The sequence below is a fragment of the Vibrio sp. SCSIO 43009 genome (assembly GCF_023716525.1).
Lineage (GTDB): Bacteria > Pseudomonadota > Gammaproteobacteria > Enterobacterales > Vibrionaceae > Vibrio > Vibrio alginolyticus.
In genome coordinates, this window is the sequence record NZ_CP071842.1 from 2,913,652 (window position 1) to 2,927,525 (window position 13,874).

At 46.9% G+C, this 13,874-nt stretch carries 11 protein-coding genes and 1 other RNA gene; all 12 read right to left on the reverse strand.

Going from position 1 to position 13,874, the window contains the following annotated elements; all coding sequences use genetic code 11:
* Nucleotides 1-60: 60 nt before the first annotated feature.
* Nucleotides 61-1,518 carry a UDP-N-acetylmuramate--L-alanine ligase gene (murC, locus tag J4N43_RS13475; protein WP_005387395.1) on the reverse strand — a complete coding sequence of 486 codons (1,458 nt, stop codon included), beginning with the start codon at nt 1,516-1,518 and terminating at the stop codon, nt 61-63.
* 23 nt (nt 1,519-1,541) lie between these two features.
* On the reverse strand, nt 1,542-2,609 hold the full coding sequence (gene murG, locus J4N43_RS13480) for an undecaprenyldiphospho-muramoylpentapeptide beta-N-acetylglucosaminyltransferase (RefSeq protein ID WP_158159555.1): 1,068 nt from the start codon (nt 2,607-2,609) through the stop codon (nt 1,542-1,544).
* On the reverse strand, nt 2,596-3,792 hold the full coding sequence (gene ftsW / locus J4N43_RS13485) for a cell division protein FtsW (protein WP_005372933.1): 1,197 nt from the start codon (nt 3,790-3,792) through the stop codon (nt 2,596-2,598). Before ftsW ends, murG begins: the two co-directional genes overlap by 14 nt.
* 18 nt (nt 3,793-3,810) lie before the next feature.
* A complete protein-coding gene (gene murD / locus J4N43_RS13490) occupies nt 3,811-5,124 on the reverse strand; it encodes a UDP-N-acetylmuramoyl-L-alanine--D-glutamate ligase (RefSeq protein ID WP_053304337.1) in 1,314 nt (437 codons plus the stop codon).
* Nucleotides 5,125-5,163: 39 nt separating this feature from the next.
* A complete protein-coding gene (mraY, locus tag J4N43_RS13495; protein ID WP_005372931.1) occupies nt 5,164-6,246 on the reverse strand; it encodes a phospho-N-acetylmuramoyl-pentapeptide-transferase in 1,083 nt (360 codons plus the stop codon).
* Nucleotides 6,246-7,610 carry a UDP-N-acetylmuramoyl-tripeptide--D-alanyl-D-alanine ligase gene (locus tag J4N43_RS13500; protein WP_005387401.1) on the reverse strand — a complete coding sequence of 455 codons (1,365 nt, stop codon included), beginning with the start codon at nt 7,608-7,610 and terminating at the stop codon, nt 6,246-6,248. The genes mraY and J4N43_RS13500 overlap by 1 nt, the downstream gene beginning before the upstream one ends.
* Nucleotides 7,607-9,088, reverse strand: a complete 1,482-nt coding sequence (murE, locus tag J4N43_RS13505; RefSeq protein ID WP_053304336.1) for a UDP-N-acetylmuramoyl-L-alanyl-D-glutamate--2,6-diaminopimelate ligase — start codon at nt 9,086-9,088, stop codon at nt 7,607-7,609. Before murE ends, J4N43_RS13500 begins: the two co-directional genes overlap by 4 nt.
* A 62-nt stretch (nt 9,089-9,150) precedes the next feature.
* A complete protein-coding gene (locus tag J4N43_RS13510; protein WP_086046525.1) occupies nt 9,151-10,944 on the reverse strand; it encodes a penicillin-binding transpeptidase domain-containing protein in 1,794 nt (597 codons plus the stop codon).
* Nucleotides 10,941-11,258 (reverse strand): cell division protein FtsL, encoded by a 318-nt coding sequence (gene ftsL, locus J4N43_RS13515; protein ID WP_005387405.1) that lies wholly within the window; start codon nt 11,256-11,258, stop codon nt 10,941-10,943. Before ftsL ends, J4N43_RS13510 begins: the two co-directional genes overlap by 4 nt.
* Nucleotides 11,259-11,263: 5 nt before the next feature.
* Entirely contained in the window at nt 11,264-12,214 is a 951-nt protein-coding gene (rsmH, locus tag J4N43_RS13520) for a 16S rRNA (cytosine(1402)-N(4))-methyltransferase RsmH (RefSeq protein ID WP_005372918.1), read from the reverse strand.
* Nucleotides 12,215-12,389: 175 nt separating this feature from the next.
* Nucleotides 12,390-12,820: RNase P RNA component class A (rnpB, locus tag J4N43_RS13525), an RNA gene on the reverse strand.
* A gap of 167 nt (nt 12,821-12,987) precedes the next feature.
* Nucleotides 12,988-13,851: a 16S rRNA (cytidine(1402)-2'-O)-methyltransferase gene (rsmI, locus tag J4N43_RS13530; protein WP_005372907.1), complete on the reverse strand. Its 864-nt coding sequence runs from the start codon at nt 13,849-13,851 to the stop codon at nt 12,988-12,990.
* Between the last annotated feature and the right edge of the window lie 23 nt (nt 13,852-13,874).

The window sequence follows — 13,874 nt, forward strand, 5'->3', positions numbered from 1 at the left end:
TGATATTGACGCAAAATCGAGATCTGAGTCTTTATCTGTCCTTCGCATCAACAATATGTGTCAGCCAAGCATCTTGTTTATATTCAATTTAAGACCTGCCAGCTGTTTCGCCACTTTACCAATATCACCCGCACCTTGCGTTAAGATTAGGTCGCCGTCTTGTATAACGTTAGCTAAAACTGAAGGTAATTGCTCGATTTCTGGAACAAAAATCGGGTCTACCTTGCCTCGGCTGCGAATTGTGCGACATAAAGCGCGCCCATCAGCACCTGCAATCGGCTTTTCACCCGCTGCGTAAACATCCAGCATGATCAATACATCCACCTGTTCAAGCACATTCGCGAAATCATCGTATAAATCACGAGTACGGCTATAACGGTGCGGTTGGAAAATCATCACCAAACGCTTGTCTTGCCAACCACTGCGTGCTGCATTAATGGTTACATCCACTTCTGTTGGGTGATGGCCGTAATCATCAACAAGCATTGCATGGCCGTTGCCAGTATCAAACTCGCCAAGGTGATCAAAACGTCTTCCCGTACCTTGCGTACCAGCCATTGCCTTTAGGATCGCATCGTCTTCAATGTCATCTTCAGTAGCAACCGCAATCGCAGCAGACGCATTCAATGCATTGTGACGACCTGGAATATTCAGCGTGATATCTAAGTTAGCTCGCCCTTTACGTACTACCGTAAATTTGCCTTGCTGCCCCTCTTGACGATAATCTTCAATACGTACGTCGGCATCTTCAGAAAAACCGTAAGTTATCACTTGACGACTAATACGTGGGATTAACTCTCGAACCACAGGATCATCAATGCAAACAATTGCTTGGCCGTAAAACGGTAGATTATGAAGGAAATCGATGAAGGTTTGCTTTAAGGTTTCAAAGTCACCACCATAGGTATCCATATGATCGGCTTCGATATTGGTAACAATGCTCACCATTGGTTGCAAGTGCAGGAATGACGCGTCACTTTCATCTGCCTCTGCAATTAGAATACGACTCGAGCCTAGACGCGCATTTGTACCTGCGCTTTTCACCAAACCGCCATTCACAAACGTTGGATCAAGACCGGCTTCAGAATAGATTTGAGTGACAAGAGCGGTCGTCGTGGTTTTACCGTGTGTACCCGCAACGGCAATACCGTGACGGAATCGCATCAATTCAGCCAACATCTCTGCGCGGCGTACAATAGGGATGCGTAATTCACGTGCCGCCATCACTTCTGGGTTTTCTTCGTTGATCGCCGTTGACACAACAACCACACTTGCTTTTTCTACATTACTGGCTTGATGACCAATAAATACCGTCGCACCTTTTGATACCAAACGCTCTGTCACAGCGTTCTCTGATAGATCAGAACCTGTGATTTGGTAGCCTTCGTTCAACAGCACTTCTGCAATGCCGCTCATGCCCGCACCACCAATACCGATGAAGTGGATGGATTTCACGCGGCGCATCTCTGGCACCATTGCGCGAATCTGAGCTAAGTCTTGTGTATGTTGGATTGTCATCAATTCTATTCTCAATAATTCGGTTAACGCTTTTCGGTCAAAGCGACAATGGCTTGTGCGACAACTCGGTCAGCATTCAATTTTGCAGCGCCACGCGCTTGCTCAGCCATTGTAAGTAAAGCTTGGCGATCCAATTGTTGGATCTGCTGAGTCAGAGACTCAACGGTTAAATCTGGTTGTTCAATCATTTTCGCCGCGCCGCAATCCACCAAGTGGTCTGCATTAAGTGCTTGCTGGCGGTCTTTGTGCATGAATGGAACAAAAATAGCGCCTACACCTGCCGCCGAGACTTCAGATACGGTTAACGCTCCAGAGCGACAAACTAAAAGGTCAGCCCATGCGTAAGCTTCTGCAACGTCATCAATGAATTCCATTACTTCTGCATTTACCACACCATTAGCTTGGTATGCTGCATTCACTTCTTCGGCGGCACCTTTACCCGCTTGATGACGAATACAGTAATCTTCGCCCAATTTCGACATCACTTCTGGCAGAGTTTGGTTAAGAATACGTGCGCCTTGGCTGCCACCCATCACCAAAATGCGAATTGGACCTTGGCGCTCTTGCATGCGCTCAGTTGGCGCTGCTAATTGAGTCACGTCTTCACGAACTGGGTTCCCAACCACTTCGGCATTTGGAAAAGCGCCTGGGAAAGCCTGAAAAACCTTCTTAGCGATTTTCGATAACCATTGGTTCGTTAAACCTGCTACTGCATTTTGTTCATGCAGAACAACAGGAATACCACTCATCCAAGCGGCAATACCACCCGGGCCGCTAACATAACCGCCCATACCAAGCACTGCGTCTGGCTGCCAGCGTTTCATGTGAGCACGAGCCTGCATAATGGCATTGATAATTTGAAATGGTGCTGCAAGAAGACGTTTAACGCCTTGACCTCGTAACCCTTTCACTTTGATAAAGTCGATTTCAATGCCATGTTTTGGCACCAAATCCGCTTCCATTCGATCCGCCGTACCTAACCAACGGATCTCCCAACCTTGCTCTTGAAGCTGTTTTGCTACCGCCAAACCTGGGAATACGTGACCGCCAGTACCACCAGCCATCACCATCAAACGTTTATTTTGTTTCATTAGCTTGTTGTTCTGATTGTTGTTGCTCGCGTTTCAAGCGGCATTCGTAATCGATACGCAGTAATATGGACACTGCGACGGACATAATTATTAGACTAGAACCACCATAACTGATGAGTGGGAGTGTTAAACCTTTAGTTGGAACAATACCGGCGGCAGCTCCAACATTAACCAAGGTTTGAAACGCAAACCAAATACCAATTCCGAAAGCAAGATAACCACCGAACATTTCGCCTTCTTCAAATGCACGCTTTCCGATGTAAACCGCTTTTAGCACCAAGCTAAAAATCAGCATTAAGACCAACACTACGCCCACGAAACCAAGCTCTTCAGCAAGTACGGCAAACACAAAGTCGGTATGTGCTTCCGGTAGATATTCCAGTTTTTGAATTGAATTACCGAGACCTTGACCGAACCATTCACCACGACCAAACGCCATCAAAGACTGAGTCAACTGATAGCCACTGCCAAATGGGTCTTCCCACGGGTCAAGGAAGGAGGTTACTCGTCGCATACGGTATGGCTCGACGAGAATCAAACCTACCACAGCGCCGATACCTGCCACCATCAAGGCGAGAAACTGGGTTAGTTTTGCACCTGCGATAAAAAGCATGCCAAACAGCGTGACCAGCATCACGACGACCGTCCCCAAGTCTGGCTGACCAAGTAGTAATACTGCGAAGAAGGCAAACACCATGATTGGCTTCATAAAGCCACCAAAGAACGTTTGTCGTACTTCGTCTTGCTTTCGAACTAAGTAACCAGACATGAAGATAAACAGCGATAGCTTCGCGACTTCCGCTGGCTGAAGGTTAAACAGCCCAAGGGGAATCCAACGAGACGCACCATTAACCGACTTACCCGCCAAGAGCACGATGATCAACAGTGCGAAAGAAGCCCAAAGTAAGTAATGGCTCTTCTTAAACCACTCTTGCAAAGGCACTTGCAAAATAACAGCGGAGGTCCCTAACGCCAGCACGAGAAACGTCGCATGACGAAACATAAAGTGGAACGGCTGTTCCGTTAATCGAGAGCTGATTGGAAATGATGCAGAGGTTACCATGACCAAACCAGTCAACATCAAACCCAGTGCAATCCACACTAACTGACGATCAAACATCGCCTCTGGGGCTGGATGCTTGAGCCAATTGCCAATACTGCGTTTAACGTTACCTAAACCCACGAAGTGTGTAACCTTTAATTATGCATATTTCTGAGCAAGAGCAGCGAAAGCATCACCTCTTGCCATAAAGTTGTCGAATTGATCAAAGCTAGCACATGCAGGAGACAGCATCACCATATCACCTGGTTTTAACTGCGAAGATACTTGTTGAATCACATCTTCCATAGTGTCGAAACGTATTGCAGATTCATGCAGTGGCATAAATTCATCGCCATCAGCGCCAAAGCAACACAGTTGCAAGTTAAGCGTCGCGAAGATCGGTTTTAATGGCGAGAAGTCAGCACCTTTGCCAACACCACCAACGAGTAAGTAGAGCTTGCCTGTCGATTCCAAACCAGATAGCGCAGCCATAGTGCTGGCAATATTAGTTGCTTTAGAGTCATTCACCCATTTGACGCCTTGATTATCCGCAACCACCTGGCATCGGTGTGTCAGTCCCGTGTAATTTTTTAGTGCATTCAATGCGTTGTGATAGTTTACGTCCGCAGCTTTTAATAGCGCTAAAGCAACCAGAGCGTTAGATAAGTTGTGCTTACCAACCAACTTAAGCTCATCACTTGCGACAACTCGTTGACCGTGATCGAGCAGCCAAGTACGGTTGCCATCCACCTCGAGACCAAAGTCCTGATTGTCGCTGCCAAATGTCACCAATGGCATCTCTGCGTCTGGGAAGGTGTCTTGATCATCACGGTTCACGACTGCAAGAGCAGCATGGTTAAAAATACGCAACTTAGCTTGTCGATAGTCAGACATGCCTTGATAACGATCCATATGATCTTCAGAAAGATTCAGAAACGCAGCGGCTTTGAGCTTTAAGCTTGACGTCGTTTCTAACTGGAAGCTCGAGAGTTCGAGTACATATAGGTCTGCGTCTTGTTCTAACAAATCCAGTGCAGGCACACCGATGTTACCACCAACGCCAACATCCAAACCTGCAGCCTTAGCCATCACACCTGTGAGGTCGGTTACTGTGCTCTTACCGTTTGAGCCCGTAATCGCAATTACGGGTTTCTGCACCGCCCAAGCGAATAACTCGATATCACCAACTACTGCCGTACCTTTTGCTAAGACGGCTTGGATCTCTGGTGTCGCTAGCGCAATACCAGGGTTGGTCACGATAAGATCCGCGTCAGAAAGCCAGTCCGTATTCCAACCACCACTATGCAGTTGAACACTTTCCGGCAAGCGCTCTGCACCTGGAGGGTTTACACGAGTATCAATGACTTTGACCACAAGTTGTGGCTGATTTTTTCTTAGGTGTTTAACGACAGAGAGCCCGGTAATACCGAGCCCTACGACGACAACACTATGTATGTTTTGCCAACGTTCCATATTTGATCACACTGTAAATCTTGTTCTTGGAAAGCGCGATTAACGCACTTTCAATGTCGCAAGACCAATCAGAACAAGAACCATAGAAATAATCCAGAAGCGCACGATTACGCGAGGTTCTGGCCAACCTTTCAATTCGTAGTGGTGGTGAATTGGTGCCATACGGAAAATGCGCTGACCACGTAATTTGTAAGAACCTACCTGCAGGATGACTGATAGCGTTTCCATTACAAATACGCCACCCATGATCACCAACACCAACTCTTGACGAACTAGAACAGCAATGGTGCCCAATGCACCGCCAAGCGCTAGTGAGCCGACATCACCCATGAACACTTGTGCTGGGTAAGTGTTAAACCACAAGAAACCAAGGCCTGCACCTACGATTGCTGTACATACGACAACTAACTCAGAAGCATGTGGTAAGTATGGTATATGAAGGTATTCAGAGAAGTTAACGTTACCGGTCGCCCATGCAATAACCGCGAAGCCTGCTGCAACAAGAACCGTTGGCATGATTGCCAAACCGTCTAGACCATCAGTCAGGTTAACCGCGTTACTTGTACCTACAATGACAAAGTAAGTCAGAATGATATACATCAAACCAAGCTGCGGCATGATGTCTTTAAAGAATGGCACCACTAGCTGAGTTGCTGCTGTGTCTTTACCGTAAGCATACAATGCGAAAGCGACGACAAACGCGATCAACGACTGCCAGAAGTACTTCCAACGCGCGATCAAACCATCGGTATTTTTTCGCACCACTTTACGATAATCATCAACAAATCCGACTGCACCGTAGCCAAGCAAGACCGTCAATACCGCCCATACATATGGGTTGGATAAGTCTGTCCATAGCAAAATCGTGATTGAGATGGCCGCTAAGATCATGATACCGCCCATAGTTGGAGTACCACGCTTACTAAAGTGAGATTCAGGACCTTCGTTACGTACTACCTGACCAATTTGCAGCATTTGCAAACGCTTGATCATGATTGGTCCCATCCATAATGACAGACCTAGAGCGGTTAATACGCTTAGGATTGCTCGAAAAGACAAGTATTCAAACAATCGGAAAAAAGACAGGTATGGCTGTAGCAGCTCGGCAAGCCAAATAATCATTAATAATACTCCTTCAAAGCAGCAGCGACTTCAAACATACGTGCACCGTTCGCTCCTTTCACCAATATCGTATGGTTTTCAGGAACGGCTTGGTCTAGATGCTGCTTGATGTATTCAATCATCTCTTGGTGCGTCTCAAAATGAATGCCTTGGCAAAGATCACTGATCACCTTGGCGTCTGCACCATATGTGAGAACATGTTCAAATTTTTGTGGGGCAGCATGTTCCCCGACTTGACGATGAAGTGCAAGACTTTCCTCGCCCAATTCCGCCATATTACCTAAAATCAGCCAGCGTTGACCTGGGAAAGCGGCCAATAAATCAACTGCCGCTTTCATGGCTGGCACGCTCGCGTTGTAGCTGTCGTCAATCAATTTTATCTTTTCGCTCAGCGCTTCAACCTCGACGCGACCTTTCACTTTGTTCAAATGTTTAAGGCCAGCGCGAACCTCTTCTAATGTGGCGCCCATTTGTAACGCAATAATAGAAGCAGCGATCGCATTCGCAACGTTGTGTTGACCTATAATACCCAGAGACAGTTCAATTTCTTGTGAGCTTGCTGCGATATGTAAGTCAAAGCTTGCTTCACCTGCGGCGTTCAATACGATGTTAGAAGCGAAGAAGTCTGCATCAGTATTACTTTGTGAAAAAGTAATGACTTTCTTATCTGCTAACACTTCATCCCACTTGGCTTCACCATTGCTGTCTAGGTTAACAATCGCAATACCACCAGCTGAAAGGCCTTGGTAGATTTCACCTTTGGCTTGTTTCACGCCATCGATAGAACCAAAGCCTTCAAGGTGAGCGGCGGCTACATTGTTCACTAACGCGATATCTGGTTTTACTAACTGAGTCGTGTAAGCAATTTCACCTATATGATTAGCACCAAGCTCAATCACGGCATAATCATCATCCTGCTGTGAGCGCAATAATGTCAACGGAACACCAATATCATTATTGAAGTTACCCGCCGTGAATAACACTTTGCCTTTCAATTGCAGGATACTCGCAACCATTTCTTTTACGGTCGTTTTACCGCAACTTCCGGTGATGGCAACGGTAGGTGTTTTGCATGCTTGATGCACCCAAGAAGCAAACTCACCCAATGCAAGTTTGGTATCCGACACCACAATTTGCGGCACATTCACATCTAAGCGTTTTTCTACGAGTAAAGCACCGGCACCTGCATCTACCGCTTGTTGGCAAAAGTTGTGCGCATCAAAGCGCTCCCCTACTAACGCCACAAATAGAGCCCCACGATCAATCGTTCGTGTATCAGTAGAAACCGCGTCAATAAGTAGATCGTCGCCGAATCGCTCACCACGAGTGATGTCTGCAATTTGAGATAACGTTACTTTGATCATGAGGTCAATCCTAAAAGTTGCATTGCGGACTCGCGGTCGGAGTAATGAATCGTTTCGCCATTACGAATCTGATAATCTTCATGGCCCTTCCCTGCTAACAAGATAATGTCGTTTGGCGAAGCATTCTCAATGGCATAAGACAGTGCTTTGAAGCGGTCATGCTGAACAATCGCTTCAGCAGGTTTTGACAGCCCAGCTAACATGTCTTTCACAATCTGAACCGGGTCTTCGCTGCGTGGGTTATCGTCAGTCAACACCACTCTGTCGCCTAGACGCTCTGCAATTTCCGCCATCATTGGGCGCTTACCTGCATCGCGATCGCCACCGCAGCCAAAAATAGCCCACAGCTGGCCTTCACAATGAACTCGTAAAGCTTGCAGCGCTTTTTCTAAAGCATCAGGAGTATGGGCATAATCAACCACGACTTTGGCACGATCCTCAGTTTGGAATAACTCCATTCGGCCGAGTACAGGTTTCAGTTGACCTGCGGTTTCGAGTAACGCTTGTTTCTCTTTACCTAAGCTTAATAAGGTCGCAAAAGCGAGCATTAAGTTGGTTGCATTAAACTCACCAATCAATGGCGCGTGCAATTCACCTGAGCCAAATTTACCATCGAACTTAATAGTAATCCCTGACTCCGCGTAACTGACTTCCGTCGCCCAAATTGCGCTTTCAAATTCAGTATTCGGTTTGAGCGAAACAGCGACCGCATTACTTAACTGCGACGCCCATTGATGACCTACTTCATCATCAACATTGATAATGGCACGTTCACATTGGTGTTGCGTGAACAACCCAAGCTTTGCATTGGCATACTCTTCCATCGTGCCATGGTAATCAAGATGGTCACGACTTAAGTTAGTAAACACGCCCGCCGCAAATGATAATGCTTTGACACGACCTTGCGTCAGGCCATGGGAAGATACTTCTAGCGCGGTGTATGTGGCTTGTTGATTTGCGAGAGAGGAGAGCGTTTTCTGAATTTCAACGGCATTCCCCGTTGTATTCGCAGCTTGTTGCAAGTTATTGAGGAAGCCATTTCCTGTTGTTCCCATTACCGCCGCTTTATGGTCAAGCAGTTCTAGCCATTGCGCTATTAACTGGGTAATGGTGGTTTTGCCGTTGGTGCCGGTGACACCAATCAAATCCATATCAGGGTAAGCATAAAGCTTTCCAGCAATTGCGGATAAACGTTGGTCCAACCTATCAATGTAAATGACGGGAACATCATCAATGATTTCCACCGTACCATGTGTTTTGACATCGCAGGCTTGCGCCAGGGCTGCATTTGCACCTTGCTCAATTGCAGAGGCAATGAATTTACGCCCATCCACAACATGGCCAATCACTGCTACAAACGTGGTTCCAGGTTGAACTCTTCGGCTGTCGAGCTCCAATTCAGAAACAAGAACGGACGATAAGCTAGGGCAATCCACCCAAGGGGAAAGCAGCACGTCCATACTGATGGCTTTAGTCATATTTGTTCTCCGAGCTTTGGCTCAGGTTTTCTTAATTTTGTTTGCTCAGTAAACCACAGGGCTTACTGTTGGAATTTGTTTTCGTCAGGTGCAACATTGAGTATTTGTAGCGCGCCTTTCATGATTTCAGAGAAGACAGGAGACGCTACCGAACCACCATAGTAGTCATCGCCTTGAGGCTCGTTTACGATCACTACTAAAGCAATTCGCGGATCGCTAACCGGAGCAAGCCCAGCCGTGTAGGTGATGTACTCGTCGCTGTACCCACCGGCAGAAGCTTTACGTGATGTACCCGTTTTCGCTCCTACTCGATAACCAGGAACTGCCGCTCTGCGAGCCGAGCCCCCTTTTTGAGTTACGGTTTCCAACATGTCTAATACTTGACGCGCATACTTCGCACTCACCACTTGACGTGACATGTCATGATCATTGCTTTCAATAATATGAATAGGCTCGTATTTGCCAAGGTTTCCAAGCGTCGCATAAGCATGGGCTAGCTGGATTGGTGTAATTGATAGACCGTAACCAAACGCAATCGTGGCGCGCTCAATTGGCGACCAACGAGTTCGTGTAGGAAAAATACCCGTCACTTCCCCAACTAGGTTTAGGCCAGAAAGCTCACCAAAACCCACTGAACTGTACAGCCCAAGAAGCGCCTCTACCGGCATTTGCATTGCTAGCTTCGTCACACCGATATTACTCGACTTTTTAAGGATCGTGGTCAAGCTCGCTTTGCCTACGCGAGAGACATCTCTGACTCGACTACCACCTAAACGTAGGACACCATTACCGGTATCTACGATGGTATCTTTATCGGCTATCCCATTTTCTAAGGCGGCTAAAATAACGAAAGGCTTAATGGTCGAACCGGGCTCCATTGAGTCCGTGATCACTCGGTTACGCATTTGATAGCTTTGCCAATCGCTACGATTGTTAGGGTTGTAAGAAGGAGCATTAACCATGGCCAATACGGCGCCCGTTTTTACATCCAACATGACAACGGAACCTGAAGTGGCGCGGTGGTCCGCAACGGCTTGCTTAATCGCACGATACGCAATCGCCTGTAGGCGCTGATCGATGGTTAACTGAAGTGATTTACCTTCTTGCTTGTCTTGCCAAGCAATGTTTTCCACAACACGACCATAACGGTCTTTACGAATAGTTTTCTTACCCGCCGCGCCAGTGAGCCACTCATCGTAGCTACGCTCCACACCTTCTAGGCCATGCCCGTCAATGCCTGTTACACCGACTAAGTGAGCACTAACCTCACCTGCAGGATAATAACGACGAGATTCCGACTTAAGGCCAACACCTGGCAGCTTTAGCTCACGAATATAGTTCGCCATGGCCGGACTGACCTGGCGCTGCAAGTAGATAAAGCGGCGTTTTTCATTGCGCTTGATTTTGTCTATTAACCCTTGTCGGTCAATACCAAGAACATCCGCTAATGCATGCCAACTTTTGGTCTGGCTTAACGCGTTTTCTTTAAATATCGTGGCAGGATCTGCCCAAACCGCCTCAACCGGTACACTGACAGCAAGCGGCTCACCATTTCGATCCGAAATAATACCGCGAGCAGAAGGAATGGATTTAACACGAACCGAACGTAGGTCACCTTGTTTAATCAGGTTATCTGGCTCAATGATTTGGATGTAGGCTACGCGTGCCACCAAAAGGGCAAATGCACAAAAAACAAAAAACAGTAATAGATGGAAGCGCCAACGAATCAAGAAAGATTCTTCGACCGCCACTTTCACTGCTTTGTTATCGGTTTTCTTATCCCCCGTAGCCGCTTTCTCTTTTGCTACAGGTTTACGCTTATTGGCTTGTTTCGTGTTGGATTTTTTTCTAATCATTTGAGCGTGACAACCACTTCTTTATCGCCATCAGGTCGTTTCATTTCAAGTTCTTTTTTGGCAAGGTCTTGAACACGACTGTGTTCCGCGAGGGCAGTTTCTTCCAACATTAAGTTACGCCATTCGCTATCTAATCGTTCTCGTTCAACCAACGTATGGTCTTTCTCGGTAATCGCTTGACGCGCATGGTGGGTAGCAAATACCACTCCCATTGCCGATGCCACGATCAATAGCAACAACAGTAATGGCCAGCGACCAACGGTGAGGAGATCCGTCGCAATCAACTTAGCAAGATTAGGAGTGGGTTTCGTCATAATAATTAAAGCTTTTCCGCAATTCTTAACACAGAGCTGCGCGAGCGAGGGTTCATTTCAATTTCTTGTTTGCTTGGCTTAATCGCTTTGCTCACCGCTTTCATATTCGCACTACCAAGAGCACGAATTTGCTCTTCCGTCATTGGAATACCGTGTGGCACTTCAGGCCCTTTGCTCTCTTTACGGATAAAACGTTTGACCATACGGTCTTCCAGAGAGTGGAAGCTAATCACAGATAAACGGCCTTCAGGAGCCAGAATGCTCGCCGCGCCTTTAAGTGCCGTATCAATTTCTTCTAACTCACTGTTGATGTAAATACGAAAAGCCTGGAAAGCACGAGTCGCAGGGTGTTTTTTCTCTTTAAAACTTTTCGGTGCGGCATCTGAAATCAATTTTGCCAGCTGACCAGTGCGAACCATTGGCTCATTTTCTTCGTCTTCACGGTAGGCAACAATCGCTTTTGCAATACGGCGCGCATGTTTATCTTCCCCAAACTCGCGAATGACCCAAGTGATATCATCGAGGTCTGCTTCCATCAACCATTGAGATACTGGAACACCTGATGTCGGGTCCATACGCATATCTAGCGGACCGTCTTTCATAAAGCTAAAGCCACGCTCTGCGTCGTCTAACTGAGGAGAAGAAACGCCTAAATCCAGCAGAACACCATCCACTTTTCCAACTAGCCCATACTCTTCAGCATACTCAGCAATACCAGAAAATGGACCATGAATAATGGTGAAGCGAGGGTCATTGATTTTGCCTGCCTCAGCGATCGCTTGAGGGTCACGGTCGATACTGTACAGTCGGCCATTTTCACCGAGTTTAGATAGAATTGTCCGGCTGTGACCGCCACGGCCAAATGTTCCATCAATATAGACGCCGTCTGGTTTGATAGCTAAGCCATCAATGGATTCATTTAATAACACGGAAATATGTTGGAAGGTTTCGGTCATAGCTTTCTCGTTGAATGATCTTGAAGCGATTCTTTAGTGTACTGATTTCCTACATCATCGCCACCACAAGTCTAAAGTTAGACGTGATTTACGCCAAGTTTATTGGTAATGACATAGTTTGCGTCAATTAAATGCAAAAAACCCATCACTACCGAAGTAGAGATGGGTCTCGAATAGGTGGAGCCGACACATAAGCCGGGTTCTGTTCCGCTTGCGCGGCGGTAGCCATTCGTCTAGGCCAGCAATCACTCACTGGCTCGAGCAACCTACCCGCCTCCTTACGCGAGCAACGCAATGTGGAGGCCTATTTGGTCTTGCTTCAGGTGGAGTTTACCCTGCTACGAACTATTGCTAGTCGTCCGGTGCGCTCTTACCGCACCCTTTCACCCTTACCTGTACCCTTACGGGCCATCGGCGGTCTTCTCTCTGCTGCACTTGTCGTAGGCTTGCGCCCCCCAGGCGTTACCTGGCACCTTGCTCTATGAAGCCCGGACTTTCCTCCCCTTTGTCAGTCTCCCGAAGGACGTCAACGTCAGTCTCCCAAAGGGACTTCGACGTCAGTCTCCCGAAGGACATCAACAAAGCAGCGACTACCCAGTCAGCTCCGAGGGCGGATTGTATAGAGTTCTCACTTCAGAGTCTAGTTAGATCACAGATATGATGAAATGAATGCACTAAGTGATGACTTTTTAGTCAACGTGCCAAAAATAGATAATAAAAAGGCCGATGCCTAAACATCAGCCCTCATTGACCATTTATCTCGCTAGTGGCACTTAGTCTAAGTTTTCTAAGCCCCATTTATATAACGCATTCTTCTTCAAGTTATGTATTTCTGCCACCAAAGCAGCTGCTTTTTTCAAAGGCAGCTCTTTGGTCAAAATGCCTAACGTGCGTAAAGCATCTTCAGGTAGTGAGTCGTCTGTTGTTTCACGATGGCCATGTACCAACAATACCATTTCACCACGCTGTTGGTTATCGTCACTTTTCACCCATTCAATCAGCTCACCTAACGGCATGCCTTGAATGGTTTCAAAGGTTTTTGTTAGCTCTCTTGCCAACACAACTTCTCTATCTGGGCCAAGAACGTCTAACATGTCTTGTAGAGAGTCTAAAATACGGTGCGGTGACTCGTAAAAAATACACGTACGCTCTACCGAAGCAATCTCTAGGAATTTATCCTTACGACCTTTGCTTTTCGGTGGTAAAAAACCTTCGAAGCTAAAGCGATCCGATGGCAAGCCAGAGGCACTTAACGCCGTAATGACCGCACAAGCACCTGGAAGAGGCACAACTCTAACGCCCGCTTGACGACATTTTGTCACCAAATGGTATCCTGGGTCGCTGATAAGTGGCGTACCAGCGTCAGAAACTAATGCGATAGACTGACCGGAAAGCAGCTTTTCTACCAAAACTTGTGCTTTTTGCTGCTCATTGTGGTCATGTAGAGCAAAAGTTTTGGTTTGAATATTGAAGTGAGACAGTAATTTGCCCGTATGTCGAGTATCCTCAGCGGCAATGATGTCCACAGTCGACAGAATTTCGATAGCACGTTGGGTGATATCCGCTAAATTTCCGATTGGAGTCGGTACGATATAGAGAGTTGGCCCCTCATTCGGCAACTTATTTTTATCTGTCATTTGTTTACCATCACTTCAACGAT

Bases quoted from the DNA above. Each gene is read 5' to 3' on its own strand.
- J4N43_RS13510 (WP_086046525.1), bottom strand. From the start codon at position 10,944: ATGATTAGAAAAAAATCCAACACGAAACAAGCCAATAAGCGTAAACCT.
- rsmI (WP_005372907.1), bottom strand. From the start codon at position 13,851: ATGACAGATAAAAATAAGTTGCCGAATGAGGGGCCAACTCTCTATATC.
- ftsL (WP_005387405.1), bottom strand. From the start codon at position 11,258: ATGACGAAACCCACTCCTAATCTTGCTAAGTTGATTGCGACGGATCTC.
- murD (WP_053304337.1), bottom strand. From the start codon at position 5,124: ATGGAACGTTGGCAAAACATACATAGTGTTGTCGTCGTAGGGCTCGGT.
- J4N43_RS13500 (WP_005387401.1), bottom strand. From the start codon at position 7,610: ATGATCAAAGTAACGTTATCTCAAATTGCAGACATCACTCGTGGTGAG.
- mraY (WP_005372931.1), bottom strand. From the start codon at position 6,246: ATGATTATTTGGCTTGCCGAGCTGCTACAGCCATACCTGTCTTTTTTC.
- murG (WP_158159555.1), bottom strand. From the start codon at position 2,609: ATGAAACAAAATAAACGTTTGATGGTGATGGCTGGTGGTACTGGCGGT.
- murC (WP_005387395.1), bottom strand. From the start codon at position 1,518: ATGACAATCCAACATACACAAGACTTAGCTCAGATTCGCGCAATGGTG.
- murE (WP_053304336.1), bottom strand. From the start codon at position 9,088: ATGACTAAAGCCATCAGTATGGACGTGCTGCTTTCCCCTTGGGTGGAT.
- rsmH (WP_005372918.1), bottom strand. From the start codon at position 12,214: ATGACCGAAACCTTCCAACATATTTCCGTGTTATTAAATGAATCCATT.